The 22,586-nt window shown below is 41.0% G+C and carries 24 protein-coding genes; 7 read left to right on the top strand and 17 right to left on the bottom strand.

All coding sequences use genetic code 11. The annotated features are described in order from the left end of the window. The 11 genes from NQT65_RS15040 to murJ all read right to left on the bottom strand — a co-directional run bounded on the left by NQT65_RS15040 (position 1) and on the right by murJ (position 11,374). Positions 1-504: a pilus assembly protein PilX gene (locus tag NQT65_RS15040; protein ID WP_256851474.1), complete on the bottom strand. Its 504-nt coding sequence runs from the start codon at positions 502-504 to the stop codon at positions 1-3. Next, positions 492-1,487, bottom strand: coding sequence for a PilW family protein (locus NQT65_RS15035; protein WP_126007791.1), 996 nt, complete (start codon positions 1,485-1,487; stop codon positions 492-494). Before NQT65_RS15035 ends, NQT65_RS15040 begins: the two co-directional genes overlap by 13 nt. A gap of 1 nt (position 1,488) precedes the next feature. Beyond that, a complete protein-coding gene (gene pilV / locus NQT65_RS15030) occupies positions 1,489-2,049 on the bottom strand; it encodes a type IV pilus modification protein PilV (RefSeq protein WP_256851473.1) in 561 nt (186 codons plus the stop codon). A gap of 262 nt (positions 2,050-2,311) precedes the next feature. Continuing rightward, positions 2,312-3,016, bottom strand: a complete 705-nt coding sequence (locus NQT65_RS15025) for a LytR/AlgR family response regulator transcription factor (RefSeq protein WP_256851472.1) — start codon at positions 3,014-3,016, stop codon at positions 2,312-2,314. After that, on the bottom strand, positions 3,013-4,047 hold the full coding sequence (locus NQT65_RS15020) for a sensor histidine kinase (protein WP_256851471.1): 1,035 nt from the start codon (positions 4,045-4,047) through the stop codon (positions 3,013-3,015). The genes NQT65_RS15025 and NQT65_RS15020 overlap by 4 nt, the downstream gene beginning before the upstream one ends. 40 nt (positions 4,048-4,087) lie before the next feature. Further along, on the bottom strand, positions 4,088-5,017 hold the full coding sequence (gene ispH, locus NQT65_RS15015) for a 4-hydroxy-3-methylbut-2-enyl diphosphate reductase (RefSeq protein WP_029774112.1): 930 nt from the start codon (positions 5,015-5,017) through the stop codon (positions 4,088-4,090). Next, positions 5,017-5,457, bottom strand: a complete 441-nt coding sequence (gene fkpB / locus NQT65_RS15010) for an FKBP-type peptidyl-prolyl cis-trans isomerase (RefSeq protein WP_004588360.1) — start codon at positions 5,455-5,457, stop codon at positions 5,017-5,019. The genes ispH and fkpB overlap by 1 nt, the downstream gene beginning before the upstream one ends. After that, positions 5,454-5,954, bottom strand: a complete 501-nt coding sequence (gene lspA / locus NQT65_RS15005; RefSeq protein ID WP_004588359.1) for a signal peptidase II — start codon at positions 5,952-5,954, stop codon at positions 5,454-5,456. Before lspA ends, fkpB begins: the two co-directional genes overlap by 4 nt. Positions 5,955-5,966: 12 nt before the next feature. Then, positions 5,967-8,795: an isoleucine--tRNA ligase gene (gene ileS / locus NQT65_RS15000; protein WP_054983029.1), complete on the bottom strand. Its 2,829-nt coding sequence runs from the start codon at positions 8,793-8,795 to the stop codon at positions 5,967-5,969. A gap of 29 nt (positions 8,796-8,824) precedes the next feature. Next, a complete protein-coding gene (ribF, locus tag NQT65_RS14995) occupies positions 8,825-9,751 on the bottom strand; it encodes a bifunctional riboflavin kinase/FAD synthetase (protein WP_004588357.1) in 927 nt (308 codons plus the stop codon). Positions 9,752-9,835: 84 nt separating this feature from the next. Then, entirely contained in the window at positions 9,836-11,374 is a 1,539-nt protein-coding gene (gene murJ, locus NQT65_RS14990) for a murein biosynthesis integral membrane protein MurJ (RefSeq protein ID WP_417655527.1), read from the bottom strand. Positions 11,375-11,668: 294 nt separating this feature from the next. Between murJ and rpsT the strand changes: the two genes are divergently transcribed. Continuing rightward, positions 11,669-11,929, top strand: coding sequence for a 30S ribosomal protein S20 (gene rpsT, locus NQT65_RS14985; protein WP_004588355.1), 261 nt, complete (start codon positions 11,669-11,671; stop codon positions 11,927-11,929). A 111-nt stretch (positions 11,930-12,040) separates the two neighbouring features. Here rpsT and NQT65_RS14980 read toward each other — a convergent pair whose 3' ends face one another. Continuing rightward, positions 12,041-12,424, bottom strand: a complete 384-nt coding sequence (locus tag NQT65_RS14980) for a response regulator (RefSeq protein WP_004588354.1) — start codon at positions 12,422-12,424, stop codon at positions 12,041-12,043. Between the two features lie 102 nt (positions 12,425-12,526). Here NQT65_RS14980 and NQT65_RS14975 point away from each other — a divergent pair, with 102 nt between their 5' ends. From NQT65_RS14975 to smrA, 3 genes are all read left to right on the top strand, one after another. After that, complete coding sequence (locus NQT65_RS14975) at positions 12,527-12,964, top strand: hypothetical protein (RefSeq protein ID WP_096739284.1); 438 nt, start codon at positions 12,527-12,529, stop codon at positions 12,962-12,964. Positions 12,965-13,070: 106 nt separating this feature from the next. Continuing rightward, positions 13,071-13,316 (top strand): hypothetical protein, encoded by a 246-nt coding sequence (locus NQT65_RS14970; RefSeq protein WP_083901815.1) that lies wholly within the window; start codon positions 13,071-13,073, stop codon positions 13,314-13,316. Positions 13,317-13,445: 129 nt separating this feature from the next. Next, positions 13,446-14,027, top strand: coding sequence for a DNA endonuclease SmrA (gene smrA, locus NQT65_RS14965; RefSeq protein WP_024032280.1), 582 nt, complete (start codon positions 13,446-13,448; stop codon positions 14,025-14,027). A gap of 148 nt (positions 14,028-14,175) precedes the next feature. On the opposite strand, the gene NQT65_RS14960 is transcribed toward smrA, so the two are convergent. Both NQT65_RS14960 and NQT65_RS14955 read right to left on the bottom strand, forming a co-directional pair. Then, positions 14,176-14,316: a hypothetical protein gene (locus NQT65_RS14960; protein ID WP_024032281.1), complete on the bottom strand. Its 141-nt coding sequence runs from the start codon at positions 14,314-14,316 to the stop codon at positions 14,176-14,178. Between the two features lie 96 nt (positions 14,317-14,412). Continuing rightward, on the bottom strand, positions 14,413-15,333 hold the full coding sequence (locus NQT65_RS14955) for a 2-hydroxyacid dehydrogenase (protein WP_256851470.1): 921 nt from the start codon (positions 15,331-15,333) through the stop codon (positions 14,413-14,415). Between the two features lie 162 nt (positions 15,334-15,495). Between NQT65_RS14955 and olsF the strand changes: the two genes are divergently transcribed. Further along, the gene (gene olsF / locus NQT65_RS14950; protein WP_256851469.1) at positions 15,496-17,202 is read left to right on the top strand and encodes a bifunctional ornithine lipid synthase OlsF; all 1,707 of its coding nucleotides are present in this window, start codon (positions 15,496-15,498) and stop codon (positions 17,200-17,202) included. A 316-nt stretch (positions 17,203-17,518) separates the two neighbouring features. Here olsF and dapE read toward each other — a convergent pair whose 3' ends face one another. Next, positions 17,519-18,703 (bottom strand): succinyl-diaminopimelate desuccinylase, encoded by a 1,185-nt coding sequence (gene dapE, locus NQT65_RS14945; protein ID WP_256851468.1) that lies wholly within the window; start codon positions 18,701-18,703, stop codon positions 17,519-17,521. Positions 18,704-18,964: 261 nt separating this feature from the next. On the opposite strand from dapE, the gene NQT65_RS14940 reads away from it, so the two are divergent. After that, entirely contained in the window at positions 18,965-19,618 is a 654-nt protein-coding gene (locus NQT65_RS14940) for an OmpW/AlkL family protein (protein ID WP_004588347.1), read from the top strand. A gap of 60 nt (positions 19,619-19,678) precedes the next feature. Here NQT65_RS14940 and NQT65_RS14935 read toward each other — a convergent pair whose 3' ends face one another. Beyond that, complete coding sequence (locus NQT65_RS14935; RefSeq protein WP_256851467.1) at positions 19,679-20,215, bottom strand: thioesterase family protein; 537 nt, start codon at positions 20,213-20,215, stop codon at positions 19,679-19,681. A 103-nt stretch (positions 20,216-20,318) separates the two neighbouring features. On the opposite strand from NQT65_RS14935, the gene NQT65_RS14930 reads away from it, so the two are divergent. Beyond that, the gene (locus tag NQT65_RS14930; RefSeq protein ID WP_054983023.1) at positions 20,319-20,813 is read left to right on the top strand and encodes a hypothetical protein; all 495 of its coding nucleotides are present in this window, start codon (positions 20,319-20,321) and stop codon (positions 20,811-20,813) included. A gap of 18 nt (positions 20,814-20,831) precedes the next feature. Here NQT65_RS14930 and tyrR read toward each other — a convergent pair whose 3' ends face one another. Next, entirely contained in the window at positions 20,832-22,388 is a 1,557-nt protein-coding gene (tyrR, locus tag NQT65_RS14925) for a transcriptional regulator TyrR (RefSeq protein WP_004588344.1), read from the bottom strand. Positions 22,389-22,586: the final 198 nt, after the last annotated feature.

Below are 22,586 nucleotides of genomic sequence, written 5' to 3'. Positions count from 1 at the left end.
CTAAATCCCCTTACTTATACTGGCCATTTCTTGAGCTACACCTGTTACAATTGTAAGTTCGTGCTTTGCTTTAGAGCCATATTGAATAGTGGTAGAAACTTGCAGCATGTTACACGATATACCGGCAGTAAAATTAAATCGGCGTGGGCATTCTAAATCAAGCGCCCCCTGATTTAGGTTTACCATTTTGCTTTGCATACCGTCGTGCGTGGCTATTACCATCCCTTCATCATCTGCGCCTGCATGAGTTGATACTTCATCTGGCGTTAAAAAAAACTGATTAGCAGCACCTTTGCTTGCCTCATCAGAAATCATTCGCTGTACTTCTCCAATGAGCTCATTTTCAGCGACTTCTCGCTCTTGAGCTGCATTAGTAATTTTGATATCTACACTACTGCTGCTCATTAATGTAACGGCAATTCCCGTTACAGCAATAACCATAATAAGGGCTGTAATAAGCACAACACCTTGTTGTTTATTTGCGTGTTTACTTAGATACGCCATAAATTTGCTCCCACGTTATTTAAACGAATTGTGGTGGTAAATACTGTTCTTCTGTAAGTATCGGTAAAAGTGAGCTCTCGGGAGTCTTCATCTTCACCTAAAATATATGTTTGATTTTTTATTTTAAGTCCCGGATCTGGTTGCAATGCTCTAACTAACAAAAAAACCTGCACTGTTAGAATGCTTTTGCGGTTTTCCCAATCAGAGTGCTGCATATCCTCAATGCTTCGGTACGAATCAACACGACTATCACTGTCTGTATCTAAACCAAATACAAAGCGCATGTTTTCAACGCCCTCCATAATGGTTTCGGCCTTCATGTTGGCGCCATTTAAGCGTTTACGCATTAATGCTGGTACTGTAAGGCTTTTATTATTTACCGTATAAGTTTGCTCTGCGAGGTAATAAACATGATGGCTATAAGGCCACACCGTGGCATTAACGTTTAAACTACCCGCAGCTACAACGCCTCGGGTAAATTCTGCGCTTTCTTGCTCAGCTATAAAGTAGTTTTCATCCGCTTGTGTTTCATTAGTAGCGCCATCTACCGTGAGCTGCTCACCTTGTAAAAACTTGATTTGTAAAATGTCAGTCCCTGCAATTGGCTTACTTATACAGTTAAGCTCACTTGTTGAACTGGCTTCTTTTGCATAAATAGTTCTGAAATTGCTAGAAGATGCTAAATCTGGAAAGCTGCCGTTATTAAGCCCTTCGAAGCAATCACCACCAGGGTTAGCTAACGTTTGTGTGTTTGCTGCAGTAAACGAATCATCATAATAAGTTCCCCAAAAGCCTATCTGCTCTATATCACGCTGCATAATATTAATGGCTAAGCGGCCTGACTCTTGTAACTCGCCTATTGTCATTGTGTCTTTTGTGGTTACTTTCATACCAATATAGGTAAACATCACCCCACCTAAAATAAGCCCACCAATAAATAATGAAATCATCATTTCTATTAGTGTAAAACCTTTTTCTCTCATGTTAGCTCCTTAGGTATATATAGCTATTTAATGCAACCAAACGGCGTTTTTTATCGTCAGTACCGCATTTAAGCGCTTTGGTTTCATCATTGGCATTAAACTCTTGGCGGCCTTGCCAAGACACTATTACTTCAATATTAAACCCACGCCCACCCGTACCTGCTGCAGCCGTAGGGTTTATACATACAGTGGCATCATCGAGAGAGCCGGTGTTTTCGCGTGCACGAATGGCGCGTTTCCACTGCTGTAAATCAAGGGCTGCAACTTGCGCTGCAGTGCATGACCCACTAAAACAAGCCGTAGAGGTAGACGTTGATGTTGTACTGGTGAAAGTTTGCGTATATAAAGTAACTAGCTGTGCGGTATCATTTGCTCTAATGCGCTGAATAATATCATTTCCTAACGCTACCGCGGCTGCCCGCTGCATAGAGTCAAAGCTTGCCTGCTTAGCTTTTGCTTGCAGTGCAACAGCGCCTAATAAGCCAAAGCTTAAAATAATAAACGCAATCAGCACTTCAATTAAAGTAAAGCCTTTTTGAGGTTTTTTGTGAGGTGAATGCATAGTAAAAACCAAATAAATTTTATCTGATTATAAGTTTATGCATTGAAAATGTAGATGCAATATATACTAGGACAAGCGGTTAAATTTGTTGATAAACGGTTAACAGCATCAAACCAATTGAGCTTTGAGGATTAAAGTTACTCTATCTAGAAGCGATTTAACTCCAGCGCAATGCTGCTAATTTAGTGGGCTCAATAACGGCCTCTGCCTTACTTAAAAAGCCAAGCAACCTACTACAAATTCAACTTAAATATAACAGGCTCTAACATAGCGCATTTTTTACTGTTTTTAGCTCTCGCCTACTTACGCTTAATTTCTCCTTACATCCGGCTAGTTCTACGCTATGTACACCAGGGCTTTGGGTATGCAAGGCAACAAGCTTTTGTTTGTTTATGAGCGTATTTCTGTGAATACGTAATAATTGCGTTGGGAAGCGTTGCTCAAGTTGTTTTAAGCTTTGTTCAATTAGGGCCTCGCCCTCTTTAAATACCATATTGGTGTATTTTTCTTGAGCATTAAAGTAATACACTTGATCAAGTTCAATACTTTTTATTGTGCCACCAAGCTGATAACTAAATTTTGTAGATTGCTGCTTTTGCATATGCGCTTTATTTAAACGCCCTACTTGCACTAACACTTTATTTAATGCCTGTTCAGTAACGGGTTTTACTAAGTATCCTGCGGCACTGAGCTGTAGCGCATCAAGTGCATGCTCGGGGTAAGCCGTTACAAATACTATTGCCGGGGGCACGCTCAGCGTATTGAGTTGCTGCGCTACCTCTAGGCCATTAATACCCGGCATATCTATGTCTAAAAAAACCAAATCGGGATGAACCTGCTTGATAATGGCAAGCCCCTGCGCGCCGTTATCACCTTCGCCTTTAACTAAAATATGCTCGTTGTGATGCAGTAGCCGCTTTATTCTAGCGCGAGCTAGCGGTTCATCATCAATAATTACAACATTCATTGGGGGTTCTCAAACTGCTTAGGGATCACCACTTTTACTCTAAATACATCCTCTTTTTGTGTGATCGTTAGTTGTGCTTTTTCTTTGTAATATATAAACAATCGTTGGCGAATATTTTCAAGTGCCATGCCGTTATTTGGTCTTTTTAACGCCTCATTATGAGTGATAGGGTTAGAAACAATCAATGTTAAATACCCTGTTGTTACGTGTAGCTCTACACTAATAACGGCCCCTGTTTCACTGGGCTCTACCCCATGGCACACCGCATTTTCTATTAACGGCTGAAGGGTTAAGCACGGAATACTAATATCTGGTAAATCAGCAGGCACTTGCCAATTAAGCTTTAAACGACTGCCAAAGCGCCAAGTTTCCAGCGCAACATATTGTTTTGATAAGGTCAGCTCATCTTCGAGAGAAACGCGCTGTCCCGAGCGCATAGCCGCTTGCGACAGCGCCGCAAGCGCAAGTATTGCTTGCTCTGCAGCATCGGCATCATGATGTGTTAGCTCAGCGGCGGTATTAAGGCTATTGTACAAAAAATGAGGGCGAATTCTGGCTTGCAAAGCATCAAGCTCCGCGCGCGAGAGCGCTTTTGTTTGCTGCTCTTTTTCAAAGTAAATCAGTAAAAACTGTACAAATAAAGCCGTGATCAAAAAAACAATTAAGCAGTTTCGTAATACAAAATAAATACTCGTTTCATTATTTGTAATATCTAAAAAGTAGCGGGCACACAGCACACTAAATAGAGCGGTGCTGGCTAAAAAGGAAATAAAAAAAGCAAAAAGTTGGGTGGTTTGCGGCTTTTTTTGTAAAACACCCCGAAAAGAGTATAAAGCAGAAATACTGACCAAAACGGTCATATGAGAAAATAAACTAATTACGCCAAGGCTTTGCCAGCTATCCCCTTCAACAAAAGGAGCAAACGCTAAGATGGTAGCTACAACTTGGGTAACAATAAGCGTGGCAAGTACCCCGCGCTCATTAAAAAGAGCCGAAAAAAGCAATGTTTCACCTTGCGGCAACTTGCTCATAACGGCTCTCCTTGTAATCTAAATAATTAATTTATATAGATTAACGCAGCTCAACAGGAACGGCAAATACGATATTCTCTTCTTCACCTGGGTTTTCAACTACCTGCTTGCCGCCTAGCTCTTTTAAACGTGCAATAACTTGTTGTACAAGCACTTCTGGCGCAGAAGCCCCCGCAGTTACTCCCACAGCGTTAGTTTCGCCAAACCACTGTGCTTCAACATTGGTTGCGTCATCGATTAAATAAGCGGTTGTGCCCATTTTATCTGCAAGTTCACGTAAACGGTTAGAGTTAGAGCTGTTTTTAGCCCCCACAACTAATAGCACATCTACTTTGTCTGCTAAATCACGCACAGCATCTTGACGGTTTTGTGTCGCATAGCAAATGTCATCTTTGCGCGGGCCATCAATTGCTGGGAATTTTTCGCGCAGCGCATCAATTACATCTGCAGTGTCATCTACCGAAAGCGTTGTTTGGCTACAATAAAATAGATTATCAGCATTTTTAACGTTAAGTTTGGCAACATCTTCTGCGGTTTCTACAAGGTAAATACCACCGTCGTTATTGTCATACTGCCCCATAGTACCCTCAACTTCTGGGTGTCCATGGTGACCAATTAAAATACACTCAATACCTTTACGGCTCGCACGCGTTACTTCCATATGCACTTTAGTAACTAATGGGCATGTTGCATCAAATACTTTTAAATCGCGGCGTTTAGCTTCTGAGCGTACTGCTTGCGATACACCGTGGGCGCTAAAAATAACAATGCTGTCATCAGGTACTTGGTCTAGCTCTTCAACAAATACGGCACCACGGTTTTTTAAACCATCTACTACGTAGCGGTTATGAACGACCTCGTGGCGTACGTAAATTGGCTTTTCAAAAATATCTAAAGCGCGCTCTACTATGCTAATTGCACGGTCTACCCCTGCACAAAAGCCTCGCGGGTTCGCTAATAAAATATCCATTAGCCTTGCACCTCAATAATATCTACTTCAAACGTTAAACGTTGGCCTGCTAACGGATGATTAAAATCTATAGTAACCGACTCACCTTGTACTTCGCGTACCAGTCCTGGCAGCTCAGTACCATCTGGCTGAGTAAAGGCAATAATTGCGCCGACTTTAGCTGGCGTTTCTGCACCAAATTTACTGCGTTCTACATAGTAAATATTATCTGGATTAGGTTGTCCAAAGGCGTCTTCTGGTTCTAATTCAAACGTTTTGCTTTCGCCTGCACTTAAACCTAGTAAGCACTTTTCAAAATTAGCCGTTAAGCTGCCATCACCCATCGTTAACTTGGCTGGTTTATTATGCACCTTGGTTGAGTCTGCGGCAGAGCCATCTTCTAGTTTAATAGAAAAGTGAAAAATAACCTCTGAGTTTTCACCAATTACAGCTTGGCTCATGCTTTATGCTCCTTCGGACTTTCGCCTGTAAAGGCATCAAATAATAATAATGCGGCACCAATACAAATTGCACAGTCGGCAATATTAAATACTGGAAAATGCGAGTTTTTATAAAACACATGTATAAAGTCAATTACATAACCATAAGCAACACGGTCATATAAATTGCCAATAGCGCCAGCAAGCACTAACGCATAAGCACTACATAATATTTTATTTGTCGCTGGTAAACGCTTTAACCACCACACTAATAGCGCACTAATAGCAATGGCAATAAAACTTAAAAACCAACGTTGCCAGCCACCCGCTTCACTTAAAAAGCTGTAGGCCGCTCCATAGTTATGTACGTAGGTAATACTAAAAACAGGCAGTAAATTAATCGACTCTTGATAAGCCATGGTATTCACAACAAGTGTTTTAGTGGCAAAGTCTATTACAAGCAGTAATAGACTTAACCAAAGCCACACTAAACCACTTTTTTGGGCTAGTTTGCTCACTGAGTAAAGCTCCTAAGCGAATTGACGCTTTTCACCTTCGCCGTCAACATTGCTTACACAACGACCACAAATTTCAGGGTGTGCAGGCTCTGAACCTACATCATCGCTGTAATGCCAACAACGCTCACATTTAGTTGCATCTGTGGCTGCTACGCTAATGTACAAACCTTCAATTTCGGTTGTTTGTGTATCACTTGGCTGGCTATCCACTGCAGATACTGTGACCGCAGACGTTAGTAATACAAAACGTAGCTCATCACCTAATGCTGCTAACTTATCAGCCAGTGCTTTTTCGGCGTATAAGTTAACGCTTGCTTGTAACGTTGCGCCAATCACTTCTTCTTTACGGGCTGCTTCTAGTACGCGGTTTACTTCGTCACGTACATTTAGAATCGCTTGCCAGTCATCGTTGCTAAATTGGCTGTTTGTCGGTGCGTGTAAACCGTCGTACCATACCGATGTAAATACGTAATCGCTACGCTCGCCCGGTAATGCTTCCCAAATTTCTTGAGCTGTAAAGCTCATAATTGGCGCCATCCAACGAGTCATTGCTTCAGCAATATGATAAAGCGCAGTTTGACAAGAACGACGTGCATGACTGTCGCTTTTTGCTGTGTACTGGCGGTCTTTAATTACATCTAAGTAGAACGAACCAAGCTCACCTGTACAGAAGTTCATTAGCTTTTGCGTTACTAATAGCATTTGGTAGCTATCGTAAGCTGCTAAAATTTCTTCTTGTAATTGGGCTGCACGGCCAACAATCCACTTATCAAGCTCAACCATATCATCAACAGCAACTTGGTCTGTTTTTGGATCAAAACCACTTAGGTTAGCTAACAAGTAACGGCTAGTGTTACGAATACGGCGGTAGCGATCTGCAGAGCGTTTAAATATTTCATCCGATACCGTCATTTCGGCGGTGTAATCGGTAGAAGCTACCCATAAACGTAAAATGTCAGCGCCAAGTTTATTCATCACGTTTTGTGGTGAAATAACGTTGCCTAACGATTTTGACATTTTGCGGCCGTTTTCATCTACGGTAAAGCCGTGCGTTAGTACTTGCTTGTAAGGTGCGTGACCGTTAATAGCAACTGAGGTCATCATTGATGACATAAACCAACCACGGTGCTGATCAGAACCTTCTAGGTATAAATCGGCTGGGCCAACTAACTCTTCTCGTGCATCAACAACACATGCATGTGTTACGCCCGAATCAAACCATACATCTAACGTATCTTGTACTTTCATGTATTGCTTGGCATCTTCTTCGCCTAACAAGGTGGCAGGCTCTAAGTCATACCATGCTTGAATGCCTGATTTTTCTACCAGCTCTGCAGCTTGCTCAATAAGCGCTTGCGTATTTGGGTGTAAAGCACCAGTGTCTTTATCAACAAATAAAGCAATTGGCACACCCCAAGTACGTTGGCGTGAAATACACCAATCTGGGCGACCTTCAACCATGTTCGCAATGCGGCTTTCGCCCCACTCTGGCAACCATTGGGTGTTTTTAATTTCGCTTAACGAGTCTTGACGTAAGTTAGCCTGATCCATGCTTACAAACCACTGCGGTGTAGCACGGAAAATAATAGGTGTTTTGTGGCGCCAACAATGCGGGTAGCTATGCGTAAGCGCATGATGATGCATTAAAGCACCGCGCTCTGTTAGTACGTCAATTACACTGGCATTTGCTTTAAATACATGCTGACCAGCAAATAATTCTGTATCAGGCAGGTAAACGCCATTCGCGCCCACAGGGTTTGCTACTTCAAGATTGTAATTTAAGCCTGCCGCGAAATCTTCTTGACCATGGCCTGGCGCGGTATGTACCACACCCGTACCTGAGTCAGTAGTTACGTGGTCTGCTACAATTACCGGTACATCAAAATCGTAAAATGGGTGAGCAACGTGTAAGTTTTCAAGTGCTGCACCTTTAACATAACCTAGTACGTGGAAATGATTAAAGCCATAACGGTCCATTGCATCTTTAACAAGCTCTGAGCCTAAAATTAAACGTTGCTGTGAGCCTTCATCATCTACTTGTACTAAGGCGTACTCTAAATCTGCATGCACTGCTACCGCACGGTTTGCGGGTAAGGTCCACGGCGTTGTAGTCCAAATAACAGTACCTACACTGCCTTGGCCTTTATGGCCATCGGCTAAATCAAAGGCATTAACAACCGCGTCTTGATCTGCAAATGTAAAACGTACGTCAATCGCTGGAGATTGCTTATCTTGGTACTCTACTTCGGCCTCTGCTAATGCAGAACCACAGTCTGTACACCAATGCACAGGCTTTGCACCTTTATGAAGGTGGCCATTTTTAATAATACGACCTAGCACGCGAATAGCGTTTGCTTCAAAGTCATAGTTCATTGTTAAGTAAGGTTTGTCCCAATCGCCAAACACACCTAAACGTTTAAAGTCTACTTTTTGACCTTCAACTTGCTTTTTAGCGTAAGCACGGCATTTTTCACGAAACTCGCTCGCGGTTACTTTAACGCCTGGCTTGCCTACTTTTTTCTCAACCATTAACTCAATTGGCAAACCATGACAGTCCCAACCAGGCACATAAGGTGCATCAAAGTCAGATAAAGTTTTAGACTTAACAATTATGTCTTTTAAAATTTTATTTACTGAGTGGCCTAAATGGATATCGCCGTTTGCATACGGAGGGCCGTCATGCAAAATAAAGGTCTTTTTACCTTTTTTAGCGCTGCGAATTTGACCGTACAGGTCGTCTTCATACCATGCTTTAAGCATTTTTGGTTCACGTTGTGCCAAATTGCCACGCATTGGAAACTGTGTTTCCGGTAAATTCAAAGTATGTTTGTAGTCGCTCATTAATCCTACTTTCCGTATCTATCGGCTACCTAATTTAAACCAAAACACTGTTTTGCGGCGGCAACATCGGTTGCAATTTGTGCCGTTAACTGTGTTAATGTCTCGAATTTTTTCTCATCGCGAAGTTTTTTTATTAACTCCACATGCATAAACTGTCCATATATATCTTGTGCAAAATCAAAAAGATGAACTTCTAACAAAGCACGAGTTCCATTAAAAGTGGGCTTGTTACCAATATTGGCTACCCCATAAACGTGTTTTCCGGCAATGTTTGCTTTTACGGCAAACACCCCATTTACAGGGCAAACTTGGCGTTTAAGCGCTATATTTGCAGTTCGAAAACCAAGCTCTCGCCCTCTTTTCCAACCATGTATTACACGCCCTGAAATAGCATAATTGTGCCCTAGCATTAACTTAGCATTTTCTAAGTCGCCTGCGGCTAATGCTTCACGTATTAGTGTGCTGCTTACTCTAGCATTTAATTGGCGAAAACTCGCGGTGCTTTTTACATCCATGCCCGCTTGTTTGCCCATGCTGAGCAGTAAATTAAAATTCCCTTGGCGCTGTTTACCAAATTTAAAATCATCACCTACTGTGAGTGCTTTAACGCCTAGCTTTTTAATTAAAATATCACTAACAAATTGCTCAGCATGCATATTGGCAAATTGTTGGTTAAAGCTAATACAAATAACCCGCTCAATACCTAAGTTACTTAGTAATCTGAGTTTGTCGCGTAACCGAGTAAGTCGAGCTGGCGCATTGTTTTTAGCAAAAAACTCTTGCGGCTGCGGCTCAAATAACATCACAGTACTGGGTAAGTTATGTGCTTTGGCATCCGCTAACAGCCCTTTTAACACTTCGCCATGGCCTAAATGCACACCGTCAAAATTACCAATAGTCAACACACAACCATAATGTTGCGCTCGAATATTGTGTATACCTCTAATTAACTCCATGCCACCTAATGCCTTTTTCAGCGAGTATTATTAACGACTTTAAAATCGTTCAAAACCACAGGGCTGCCGATTATAATCTTTTTTTTAGTTTGATTCAGTAGTTGCTACACTTTTTATCGTATTTAGTCTTACACCAAGTAAAAACAGCACCGCAAAGTAACTTATTGCGGCAATTACTAGCAATGCAATTAACAACATTACTTGCTCAGAAAAGTGCCATGTAGCCCAATAATAACGGCTGCTGACGTACCACGTTAGAGCGCCCATTACCAAGCTTGCCACTATGCACTTTACGCTAAAGCGCAGGCTCATTGCAGAAAACTGATACACGTTTTCTTTTTTAAGTTGCCTGTAAAGTAAAAAAGCATTGCAGCTGGCCGACATAGACGTTGCTAAAGCAAGCCCTAAATATCCTATAAACGGGGCTAACATAATATTAAATACCATATTAAGCACCAGCGTAATAATACCAATGCGCACAGGTGTTTTGGTATCTTGGCGCGAGTAAAAACCCGGCGCTAGCACTTTAATAAGCATAAAGCTAACTAACCCTACCGAGTAGGCAACCACCCCTAAGCTTACCGCTTTAACATGATCAACATCAGCGTCTTTAAATGCGCCGTGATCAAATAACACAGTAATGATAAGCGGGCTTATAATCATTAAACCAACCATGGCGGGTATGCCTAAAAAAATCACAAAACGCACCCCCCAATCTAACGTATGCTGAAAATCACTGAGCTTTTTACTGCTATGTAATTTAGAAAGTGCGGGTAAAATAACGGTGGCAATACCAATACCAAATAAACCAAGTGGAAACTCAATTAACCTATCTGAGTAATAAAGCCATGCGATAGAGCCCGTCATTAATAGCGAGGCAATCATGGTGTCGAGCAGGAGGTTAATTTGGCTTATTGAAACACCAAATAATGCCGGTAGCATAAGCTTACGCACTTTTTTAACGTTCTCGTCTTGCCACGCCCAGCGAGGACGTGCCAGCATTTTTGCTCGGTATAAAAATGGTAACTGAAACAACAATTGCACCACTCCGCCCACAAATACACCAATAGCTAACGCATACGCCCCCACGCTAAATTTGTCGTGCAATAAAATGGCGCAGGTAATAATTGAAACATTAAGTAATACGGGCGTAAAAGCAGCCACTGCAAAGCGGTTATACACATTCATTACCGCACCGCTAAGTGCTACCAAACTAACAAATAACAAATACGGAAAGGTTAACTTTAATAATGAGCTTGCCAGCACAAACTTTTCTGCATTGGGGCCACCTTGCCACCAATCTATAAACCAGCCAGTACCAAATAACGCGGCAATAACAGGCGAGGCAATAACGCCAAAAATAGTCACACAAAGCAAAATAGTGCCCAGCGTACCGGCAGCCTGTGCTACAAATAACTTAACTTTATCATCGCCATGGTGTTCTTTAATTTCGCTAAGTACAGGCACAAATGCCTGAGCAAAGGCCCCCTCTGCAAATAGACGGCGTAAAAAATTGGGAATACGGTTAGCAAACAAAAAAACATCAGCAGCTGCACTAGCACCTAATAAGTTTGCAACGACAGCGTCTCGTACTAACCCTAAAATACGCGATATCATTGTCATACAACTTACAATCATACCGGAGCGAAATAATCCTTTTGACACCTTAAACCTACTTAAAAACCTTTAGTTAGCGCAATTATGCCACAGTCTTTTTTATAAATCGCTTTAAAGCACTAGGCTGGGCGTCTGTGCTTTGTTACAATAGCGATATTAACTGCTAAAGCGGCAAATTGATGTTCGTTATAAGGAGCAGTTTTTCTTGAGTTGTTAAATTTAAATTGACATTCATGATAAAAACAGGCATATTCCACGGCCTTTAATTTAAGCTTTATTTAAGATTGTTAGGAGCAAACCTTGGCTAACATCAAGTCTGCAAAAAAACGCGCTATCACTAGCGAAAAAAACCGTCAGCACAACGCAAGCCGTCGTTCAATGATGCGTACTTACTTCAAAAAAGTAACCGCTGCTATTGAAGCTGGCGATAAAGAAGCTGCACAGCAAGCTTTCTCTGTTGCTACACCTATCCTAGACCGTTACGCAACTAAGGGTCTAATTCATAAAAACAAAGCAGCTCGTCATAAGAGCCGTTTAGCAGCTAAAATTAAAGCGCTATAATTTGTTTTATGATTAAAAAACCGGCCTAGGCCGGTTTTTTTATATCTAAAATTTGGTATTTAGCAATCCGCTAAACTTTAAGCTAATTTAACGCATTACTATTAAAGCTGGTTAAACATTTTCCAAATCGGGATAAAACTTTTTCAACATGGCCGCAATTTTCTTAGGCGTAAATGGCTTAACCACAAACCCCTTAGCACCTTTATCAATGGCTTCTTTAACATTTTCTACTGCTGAATGCGCCGACACCATCACCACATTAGTTTCAGGGTTAATATCATTAATTTGCGCGATTAACTCTTTTCCATCGCCGTCAGGCAGTTCAATATCTAAAAAAATCATATTGTAATTAGCTGCTTGGCATTCGCTAATGCATTGTTTAGCCGTTGAAGCCTCTTTAACGTTTTCTATTCCTAAGTGCATGAGCGTTTGGCTCAAAAAACTACGCACTGTGCTAACATCATCTACTATTAAAATTGATAGCTGCGTATCCATGTATCTTCCTCGTAGGCTAAAAGCATTGTATAAGTTATTATATAACTAGATATTTAATCATTTTATTATAGAGACCTACGCTCAAAAGGCCAGATTTGCTTTATGTCAAACAACACAAAAAAACAATCATTGCTTGGTAAAACACCACAAAAAAGAAAAACCCCTGTAAAAAAGCCCCGCAATAGGCCGCAAACAGCACCGCAATCTTCAGCTAACCCAACATCAACCCCAGCGGAGCAGCCAGTAAAGTCTAAAAAAGGGTTACTTATTACGCTGGCTATCATTTTTGCTGTAGCCATTATTTTTCCAAAACCAACTTTGCTCACCTATAAAAAATTAGGGTTAGTGAGCGAAAGTATTTATTGGCCTGGGGTCTTTGGGTATGGCCGTACATTACTTGATTCAAACTTACACCCGCAGCTAGACGAGAAGCGCAATGCCCTTTATTTATGCGCAGATATGAAGGCGCCGCAAAGCTGTCAAAAGTACCAACTAATAAAAAATAATGGCTTTTTTGCAGCACTAGCTAGCTATATTTAGCATTAAAAAAACTAATCTGAAAATTTAAAATTACTTGGTTGAAAGGTGTGCAAAAGATCAACATAATGGCGCTCCTTTTTTCAACAACTGAACTATTGAAACGACCATGCTAAACGAGCTAGATTGGCTTTTAAACACTGTATTACTTGCACTAGGTTTAGGTGCATTCTTTATTAACCACATAACAATACTGCGTGTTGCAGCGATTAGTGCATGTGGTCTGTTATTTTTGTCTTTTAGCTTGGATTTGATGTCGTCGAGTGTTATTTCGAATATGAGTTTAGTGTTGATCAATACATTTTACTTGTTCAAAGTGTATACGTTTGGACAATTTAATGTAACGCAGAGTTAACATTTCCCCTTAGGATATTTTATAGCCCAGCCTTGCTGGGCTTTTTTATTTGAAAAAATTAAAAGGCTTGGGGAACAGATTGAACTAAGATAAAATTTATCTCGTATTAATCCTCATTTAGGTCTTACTATGTCTTTATCTGATTTCGATTTATTTTTATCTTCTATGGAAGATGTAAAACCTATAAACCACGATACTGTAACTCCCCTTGCAAGTAATCCCAGTGCCACTCTTGCCCAGCAAGAAAAACGCAAAGCTGCCGAGCTTAGCCTTGCGAATGACGAAAATTACTTACAATCTGAGCATGTAGAGCTTTTAGACCCGCATGCATTACTCAGTTTTAAAAAAGATGGCGTACAAAGCGCAGTATTTAAAAACTTACGCTTAGCTAAATACCAAGTTGATGCCACATTAGATTTGCATGGCCAATTACTTAAAAACGCACGCACAACATTATTTAACTTTATTACTGATTGCCACCAGCGAAACATTCGCGTTGTATTAGTTCGCCATGGCATTGGTATAAAAAATAAAGCTAAGCCCGGTATACTAAAGAGCTATGTTAATAAGTGGCTACAGGCTCTACCCGCGGTATTAGCGTATCATACCGCTTTAAAGCACCATGGTGGCAGTGGCGCAACGTATGTGTTGCTTAAAAAAAGTGATGAGAAAAAGCATGAAAACCGAGAGATCCATGCTAAACGGTACTAATTAACTTATTTTACTAAATACCAGTAACGAAGCGCACTTTAGTAATTAAATGACCTAATGAAAGGTGGGTACTCTTTAATGATCTGGCTTTATTAAGCCAAAAACAAATTAACAGATCCCCCTTTTTATAATTTGCCTGCAAATGCACTTATTCACTTTGTGAAGTTTGTGAACTTTTGCTTTGTGGCACTTGATCGGCACTTGCTTGGTTAAACCAAGCAGACACGCCTAGCACTATAATAGAAACCACTACTAAACTTAGTTTTACTCCGCCTTGACTTGATTTCATACGTTACTCTTATTATTTTTATTTTAGTGACTAAACTTCACAATAATTAAAATTACAAATGTTAACAAGCTGTTTGTTAAACTGTTTTGCTATCTATTAATAACCTTTTGTTCTATTAACACGATTATTTAATGTAAGGCCGCTTTTTAGGCGATTAATATTTTCTGCAATTTGCGCTGTTACGCTATTTAAATCAGATAACGCGGCACAGTGTGGTGTAATCGTTATTTTAGCGTTATGCCAAAATGGGTGGTCTTGCGGTAGCGGCTCTTGGGTAAATACATCGAGCGTGGCAGCCCTTAACATTTCACTGTTAAGTGCGTTTATTAAATCTTGCTCTACTAGGTGCTCACCTCTGGCAACGTTAATTACACAGGCATGGGCCGGTAACTTAGCTAATAAATCGGCATTAATAATACCCTTAGTATCTTTAGTTAGCGGCAGTAGGCATACCAAGTAGTCAATTGTGGGCAGCATTTCCTTAAGGCCTTGCTGCTGAGAATATAGATGCACCTGCTCATCGCTTTTTTCAGTTTTTGACCAAGCGCTTACCGAAAAGCCATTCAGGGTTAGTTTTTTGGCGCACGCTTTACCTAGCTCACCAAACCCTAAAATACCCACGTGATTATATTTATATGCACGCTTAGGTTTATAATTGCATTGTGATTGCTTAACAAAATACTCTTTTAAACGCAGCTTGTGCGCAAGTAAATGGCCTAGCACGTACTCTGCCATATCTTGAGCAAGCTCAGTATCAACAATGCGAACCACGTCTACCTCTTTAGGCAATAAAGACATATTAATACTATCTACACCCGCCCCAAACGATGACACCGCTTTTAAGTTAGGTAATTGCTGCCACAAATTATCTGGTGCATTCCAGGCTAATACAAACTCTACATTGTTGAGCTTTTTACACTCTGGCCATTGCATTATTTCTTCATTGGGTAATAGCTCTTTTAGCTTTGCAATTAGCTTTGTATTATCTCGCCCGGTAATGGCTACTAATACCGACATAGAAGCTCCTAATTTTATTGAATAAATTTTATCTACACTAATAAACAACTGAGCAGCTCGTTATGTGCTCTTTAAAAAGTCACACAACTGCAAAGTAAATGTCACACCCTTTTTTTACTCTAAACAGGATGGCGAATAGGCCAAATTGTAAATGAGGTTAATATGATAAGCGTTGATAAAGTAATAGCAGCAAACTTACCACAATTAGAGAACTCCCCTAAAGTAAAAGGTTTAGTTAAAAAGGGGCTAGGCTACTTATTACATGAACAAGAATTTGTCGCCTTTGGCGATGCTTACCCCCATTTACAAGGGCTAGAGTTTGTTGAACAAGTGCTTGATGAGCTTGACTTTGATACCCGCTACAAACCAAAACAAATTGAACACATACCCAGCGAAGGTAAGTTAGTTATTGTGGCTAACCACCCCATTGGCTCGCTTGACGCACTTGCGCTGATAAAAGTACTTTCCAGCGTTAGGCAAGATTTAAAAGTGGTTGCCAATCGCATGCTAATGTCGGTCACCCCTATGCATTCATTGCTGTTGCCAGTAGATAATTTATCGGGAACCAGTAAAAAACAAGAATTAAGTAATATACAAAAACACTTAAAAGATGAAGGTGCGTTACTTATTTTTCCTGCGGGAGAGGTCTCGCGTTTAAGCCCTACCGGTATTAAAGATTGCAAGTGGAACAGTGGCTTTTTACGCATGGCTAAAAAAGCAAACAGCCCTATTTTACCTATTTATATAAAAGCTAAAAACAGCCCGCTTTTTTATGGCACCTCAATGATTTACAAACCACTTGCGAGCTTATTATTAGTAAAAGAAATGTTTAAGCAGCGACAAAAGTCATTAGAGTTTGAAATTGGTGCTTCCATTCCACCTGAGTCATATTTAATCGAAAACTTAAAAGATAAAGAAATCGTTAATCTCATTCGCAAACAACTTTATCGCCTTACCACTAAAAAGCCCCTTCCCCTTAAAACCCAAACCCCTATTGCTATACCCGAGTGCCGCAAAGAGCTAAAAAAAGCCATAGAGAGTTGTCAGTTATTAGGCAAAACACAAGATGGCATGCATATTCATTTATATCAGTACACTGGCAGCTCACCAGTGTTTAGAGAGCTTGGACGACTGAGAGAAATTGCCTTTAGAGCGGTAGGTGAAGGCAGCGGAAAACGCCGCGACATCGACAAATATGATATGGATTACCAACACTTAGTGCTATGGGATCCTACGCAGCTAGAATTAGTGGGGGCATATCGCCTTGCTTGTGCAAAGGAAATAATAGAGAAACATGGCCGAGAAGGCTTATACACCGATAGTTTATTTAGTTACACACAAGCAATGAAACCGTATTTAGAGCAAGGTATAGAACTTGGCCGCAGCTTTGTGCAACCTAAATATTGGGGGCGTAAAAGCTTAGACTACTTATGGTATGGTATTGGCGCATTTATTAAAAACTACCCGCAATATCGTTACTTATTTGGCGCGGTGAGCGTTTCTAACGCCTTGCCTGAACAAGCAAAAGCCATGCTCGTGCATTACTATCAACATTATTATAAATCAGAGCAACACCTCGCCACCCCCAATAACGAGTTTAAATTAAGCGAGCAACAACTCACTCAGTGTAAAACTGTTTTTAGTGGCAACGATGTAAAAGAAGACTTTGTAGAATTAAAACATGTACTGGCCAATATGGGGGCACAAGTTCCTACGCTATTTAAGCAATATACTGAGCTGTGCAAGCCTGGCGGCGTAAAGTTTTTAAGCTTTAGTATCGACCCCGACTTTAACAACTGTATTGATGGGTTAGTGCTGGTAGATTTACAAAACGTAAAAGAAAATAAAGCCAAGCGCTATTTAGGTTAGGGCGTGTTGAACTTTACGGATTGAAATTTGTTCAATCTAGGGGCGATTTAATCGCGGCGCGAGGTTTGTAACCTAGTGGGCTAAGTAAAAACCGAGCAACAAAGAGTTTATCGCCCCTAGGCAGAACCCGAAGGGCAGCGCATGTTTGGCATTTATGCTGCGTTATCGCCTATTTATGGGGAATAACCACACTTCATAGGCTCTGCCTTGCCTAAAAACCAAACATACTGCTGCAAACTCAATCATTAAAGATCAACACGCCCTACTCAAACAAACAGCGAGGTGATTCTCGCTGTTTATTTTTATTAGGCGATTACTATTTATGGCTAAAAATTCGCGCTAATAAGTCTGTGTAAATGGCCTCAATTTTAAGTAAATCATCAACCGGAACATGCTCGTTTACCTGATGAATGGTACTATTTTTAACGCCGCACTCAATAACTTGGGTATGCTGGTTTGCAAAAAATCGCCCATCCGAAGTACCGCCACTGGTACTTAACATGGGGTAACTCCCTGTTTGCGCATAAATGGTGTGCTCTAACTGTTGCAATAAACTCCACCCGTTTGTTGGTGGCGTATAATAGGGCTCACACGCTCGCTCCCATTCAACCTCCAGGTGCTGGGCGTATTCACTCAGCGCCGCTGATATAAAGTGCTTTATTGCATTGCTTGTATAACCATGGCTATATCGCACATTAAAGGTAATTTCACATTCACTAGGCACTAAATTATCAACAACATTATTTATATTAATGCCGGTCACTTGCAAGGTGGTTTTAGAGCTTGGCTCATCGTCAGGCCATGTTAAATTACTTAAACAATTTACAATATTACCCGCAATATGCGCAGCATTTATAGTGTTCTGTGGGTAGGCAACATGTCCGGCCTTGCCGTATACTTTTATACGAGAAGAAATAGCGCCTCGGCGACCATTTTTAATTGTATCGCCTACGTGTGAAGAGCTTGTCGGCTCACCTACAATACAGCCATCAAGTTGTATGTTATTTTTTGCTAAACGCGCGGCTATTACCTCTGAGCCAAATTCGGCCTCTCCTTCCTCATCGGAGGTAATAAGCCAGTAAAAACGCCCTTTTTTACTTTTAGTCTCTTTTAATAGTGCCTTAGTAGCACCAAGCATAGCCGCCACGCCGCCTTTCATATCGGCAGCGCCGCGACCATACACGGCATTATTAATAATATTGCCGGCAAAAGGCGGGCTTAGCCAGTTGCCCGACTCTGCGGGCACAACATCAATATGCCCAGAAAACGCAACACAAGGTCCTTCTTGCTCAAAACTAACGTAGGCAATTAAATTGGTAACGCCTTCACAAATAAACTGCTCACAGTTAAAACCAAGCGCAGTTAACTCATTGCTAAGCCAATCTATGGCACCGCCTTGGTTAGGCGTTACAGACTCAAACCTAATAAGCGTTTGCGTATTTTTTACCACCGCGCTTAAAGGCTCACTTACACTGTTTTGCGATACTTTTGCAACAGACATAACAACACACTCAATAACCATAAGAGAGATTATTAAAGCGCGAGAATATGACCAAATAATGGCAAAGTTAATACAGTGCGATGACCGTTAAATATATAACTGTGTCAATTAATTAAAATACTTTTTGCACTGACTTTAATCTAAATCAAGAAAAGGGTTCACATACTTCAAACATTTTTGAAACTTTGATCTAGAACAGGTTTTCAACGCTCGGAGATTGTAATAATAGCGTCAATCAAAAAGTAGTTATTGGAGCACAACATGAAAACCCAAATCAGCATTGCATTACTTACCTCTTTACTTGCTATTACCCCTGCGGCACACGCTAACCTTAGCGTTAATGTTGGCGCTATTAATGTAAATCCAGATAACAGCAGCTCGGCAATTAACGAAGCGCCAACCCTGGGTCTAAAAGGCGACTCTGACACGCAGCTAGGTATTACAATCGATTATGCATTTAACGATAAGTGGGTGGTAGAGCTTATTGCCGCTACGCCGTTTTCGCACGATGTAAATGGCGCGGGTGGGTTAGCTGGCAATAAAATTGCCGACATCAAACAGCTTCCGCCATCATTGGTTGCGCAATACCACTTTTTAGATACAAGTTACGCGCTACGCCCGTTTATTGGTGTAGGGTTAAATTACACCACCTTTTTTGACGAGCAGCCTTCTCAAGCGCTAAAAGCAACCCTAGGCACTGATGATGTTGAAGTAAAACTCGATGATTCGTTTGGCTTTATTGCACAAGTAGGCGCTAACTATAAAATCGATCAACATTGGGGGCTACATGCCATGGTATCAATGATTGACATAGATACCGATGCCACAGTGTATGCAAACGGTGCAAAAGCCCTTACATCAACCGTTGAGCTTGACCCTGTCGTTGCCATGTTTGGTGTAAGGTACAGCTTTTAATTAAGTTTGCAGCGCCTATGTTCTATGTGTTTAAGGCCGAAAGGCCTTATTTTATAAAAATTATTTAGGAAGGTTATTCACCTTTTTTTGCTCAAGCATTTCTTTCCAGTGCATAATTTCACTTGGCAAAATAGGCGCTACACCATCAAACTCGGCTACTTCAAGCATTTCTTCAATACTCACAATGCCTTTTTTGTTTTTAAACACACCGCGCACATACGCTATTGCATGCAGGCCACGTGCAGAATGAAACTTTTGTTCAATGTAAAAATATTTATGATCCCACCCCACCAGCTTGGTACTAATGGTATAACGCTGCATAGGTTTAATATCGCGAATATAAGTTATGGCTGTAGCATTAACAATAGGAAACCAACGGCGCTTCAACACTTGTTTTAATAGACCAATTCGCTCAATCATCCAAGTGCGCGACAAGTCCATCATAGCCAAATAACGCGAGTTTGTTAGATGCAGGTTTATATCGCAGTCTGTTGGTAGCGCTTTGTAATCAATATCGACAGTATCAAGTAACTGTTGGTAGTCGCGGTTGCGCTTAATTTTAAAAAATAATAAAAGAAGTCTAATATATAAGTTCACGAGAAGGTCTTACCAGTATAAAGTTAACTCAGTGTAACATAGCCACTTGTTAAGGCGAATGTTCTGTTTTAATCTCAAATTATAAATATAAAAAAGTCATAGTATGAAATATAAATTAGCGACACTTTTCACAACCAGTTTATTATGCATTAGCACCTGCGCACTGGCCGATTTTACAATTAAAGGCCCAGGTACGGTAACTTACCCAACAGGTATAGAAAAAACCTTTAATTTTGGCTTTGCATGGCAGCAGCAGCTTGGTAAATTTTCGATAGGTAGCAAAAGCTACGATATGTCGCAATTACCTAACTCATACTCGGTGGCAATCACTTTAGCTAAAGACGATAGCCAAGTGTGGGTACAAGAGTTTAATAATGGCTTTATTGAAGCGTTTGATTGGCAAATAGGTAAACATACAGTCAGTTTAAAAAAGCAGCAATTTAAAGACCCCGTAAAAGGCAATTACGTGATTGAGCTTAATGGCCGCAGTTACTTTTTTACTCGTAATAACGCAAGCATAGTGATTAATTTTGATGAAAATGGCATAGAAACAATCGCCATTGATGGGGTTACTAAAAACATGGGCACTAAGAGCTAGTGCCCAGTAAAGCGGCTATTAAACTTTAACAGTTTTGCGATTAATACCGTAATCTCGTAGTTTATTTGCCACTGCAGTGTGGCTAAGCCCTAAACGCTTAGCTAATTGTCTTGAGCTTGGGTAAGCCGGATACAATTTGCGTAGCAAGGTTGCTTCAAAACGTTTTACAGCTTGATCTAACGACCCTTCAAAGTCTGATTCTAAATAGCCTAAATCGTGGGTAAAGGTGGGCAATTGCAAATGCTCTACACGTAGCTCGCTATCATCAAGTAACGACACCGCCCGATAAATTGCATTCTCTAGCTGGCGCACATTACCCGGCCACGGGTACTCTTGTAAAAAGCGTAAGCACTCTTGTGATAAAAGCGGAATTGCATGGCCGTTCTGCTGTGCGTACTTTTGAATAAAGTGCTCGGCTAATGGGCCCACATCAGCTTTACGGTCTCTCAGTGGTGCAATCTCTAATGTGAGTACATTAATTCGATAGTATAAGTCTTCTCTAAATACGCCCTCTTGCACCATCGCGGGTAAATCTTTTTGCGTGGCTGCAATAATACGCACGTTTACTTTTACTTCATTTTCGTCGCCCACTTTTCTAAATGTGCCGTCTTGTAAAAAGCGCAGCAGCTTTGTTTGTAGCTGTGTAGACATTTCGCCTACTTCATCTAAAAACACAGTACCGCCATCTGCTTGCTCTAGTACCCCGCGTTTAGGTGCGGTGTTTTCTTCATATCCGGCGTAACCAAATAATTCAGATTCAGCCACATCATCGGGCAAAGATGCGCACGAAAGTGCAATAAACGGCTTAACCGAACGATTAGAGGCATAGTGGCACGCACGAGCAAGGAGCTCTTTACCTGTGCCAGTTTCTCCGGTTATTAAAATGGGTGCTTCTAGCTGCGACATTTTGCGTGCTTCGCGCACTACCCGGCGCATAGCAGTACTAAAGTTGTGAATAGTTGCAAAGCTTTCTTGCCCGTAACGTCTAAAGGCACTGACCTGCTGACCAAGGCGGCTTTGCGATTTTATATTTATAACCGCACCAGCTAACACGTCACCTTCACCACCTTGCGGGACGGCAATCGGTAAAATATCGGCAATAAAGTCTTCACCGGCAACATCTACCCGGGTTGTTTGTCCAAGTACTTCTTTGCCTTCTAACCAACGCGTAAAGTTAAACCCTTTTAGTAGGTTATTAATATTGGCCCCTACCACTTCTTTTTCGCTCAACTGTAGGTCTTTACAGGCAGCGTCGTTACACAAACGTACCCACCCTTTTGCGTCAATCGAGATAACGCCATCGGGAAGTGCACGCAGCAGTGTATTTAATTCGTTATGCTCTCGCTCAGAGGGTAAAAAGGCGGTTGTGCGAACATCATGTACGCCATCAATCAAACGAATAGAAGGCATAATTTTTTGAAATTGCTCAAATTCAATTTCAGGAAAGCTTACATACATACGGCAATTTACCGAATCAACCTCAATCCCTTTTAAGTCAACATCGTAGTTTACTAAAATATTTAGGATCTCTTGGGCAATACCTACACGGTCGGCACAATGAATATCTAGACGCATACATCCTCGAATAAGGAAAAACTATATTAGCCGAATAATACGCTAACTCCGTTATTCAATACAGTAAATTGTAAACAAATTTGGACAAACCACCGTCTTTATCGCTGTAAACTCACGCCTATAAACATCAAACTGTAATAACGTGCAGCTTAAAACTAAAAAACGCAGCGTGTAAGCTGCGTTTTAAAAGGGGTCGTG

It is taken from the genome of Pseudoalteromonas agarivorans, assembly GCF_024518735.1.
In the GTDB taxonomy this organism is placed as follows: domain Bacteria; phylum Pseudomonadota; class Gammaproteobacteria; order Enterobacterales; family Alteromonadaceae; genus Pseudoalteromonas; species Pseudoalteromonas atlantica.
Note: the sequence above shows the minus strand (reverse complement) of the source record. Positions and strands in the feature narration are given on the sequence as shown.

Bases quoted from the DNA above. Each gene is read 5' to 3' on its own strand.
- NQT65_RS15025 (WP_256851472.1), bottom strand. From the start codon at position 3,016: ATGAATGTTGTAATTATTGATGATGAACCGCTAGCTCGCGCTAGAATA.
- NQT65_RS14970 (WP_083901815.1), top strand. From the start codon at position 13,071: ATGCTAAACGAGCTAGATTGGCTTTTAAACACTGTATTACTTGCACTA.
- NQT65_RS14955 (WP_256851470.1), bottom strand. From the start codon at position 15,333: ATGTCGGTATTAGTAGCCATTACCGGGCGAGATAATACAAAGCTAATT.
- tyrR (WP_004588344.1), bottom strand. From the start codon at position 22,388: ATGCGTCTAGATATTCATTGTGCCGACCGTGTAGGTATTGCCCAAGAG.
- olsF (WP_256851469.1), top strand. From the start codon at position 15,496: ATGATAAGCGTTGATAAAGTAATAGCAGCAAACTTACCACAATTAGAG.
- ileS (WP_054983029.1), bottom strand. From the start codon at position 8,795: ATGAGCGACTACAAACATACTTTGAATTTACCGGAAACACAGTTTCCA.
- NQT65_RS14960 (WP_024032281.1), bottom strand. From the start codon at position 14,316: ATGAAATCAAGTCAAGGCGGAGTAAAACTAAGTTTAGTAGTGGTTTCT.
- dapE (WP_256851468.1), bottom strand. From the start codon at position 18,703: ATGTCTGTTGCAAAAGTATCGCAAAACAGTGTAAGTGAGCCTTTAAGC.
- NQT65_RS15020 (WP_256851471.1), bottom strand. From the start codon at position 4,047: ATGAGCAAGTTGCCGCAAGGTGAAACATTGCTTTTTTCGGCTCTTTTT.
- NQT65_RS14980 (WP_004588354.1), bottom strand. From the start codon at position 12,424: ATGGATACGCAGCTATCAATTTTAATAGTAGATGATGTTAGCACAGTG.
- NQT65_RS15035 (WP_126007791.1), bottom strand. From the start codon at position 1,487: ATGAGAGAAAAAGGTTTTACACTAATAGAAATGATGATTTCATTATTT.
- NQT65_RS14930 (WP_054983023.1), top strand. From the start codon at position 20,319: ATGAAATATAAATTAGCGACACTTTTCACAACCAGTTTATTATGCATT.
- NQT65_RS14975 (WP_096739284.1), top strand. From the start codon at position 12,527: ATGTCAAACAACACAAAAAAACAATCATTGCTTGGTAAAACACCACAA.
- ribF (WP_004588357.1), bottom strand. From the start codon at position 9,751: ATGGAGTTAATTAGAGGTATACACAATATTCGAGCGCAACATTATGGT.
- NQT65_RS15040 (WP_256851474.1), bottom strand. From the start codon at position 504: ATGGCGTATCTAAGTAAACACGCAAATAAACAACAAGGTGTTGTGCTT.
- NQT65_RS14940 (WP_004588347.1), top strand. From the start codon at position 18,965: ATGAAAACCCAAATCAGCATTGCATTACTTACCTCTTTACTTGCTATT.
- smrA (WP_024032280.1), top strand. From the start codon at position 13,446: ATGTCTTTATCTGATTTCGATTTATTTTTATCTTCTATGGAAGATGTA.
- ispH (WP_029774112.1), bottom strand. From the start codon at position 5,017: ATGGATATTTTATTAGCGAACCCGCGAGGCTTTTGTGCAGGGGTAGAC.
- murJ (WP_417655527.1), bottom strand. From the start codon at position 11,374: ATGACAATGATATCGCGTATTTTAGGGTTAGTACGAGACGCTGTCGTT.
- fkpB (WP_004588360.1), bottom strand. From the start codon at position 5,457: ATGAGCCAAGCTGTAATTGGTGAAAACTCAGAGGTTATTTTTCACTTT.
- pilV (WP_256851473.1), bottom strand. From the start codon at position 2,049: ATGCATTCACCTCACAAAAAACCTCAAAAAGGCTTTACTTTAATTGAA.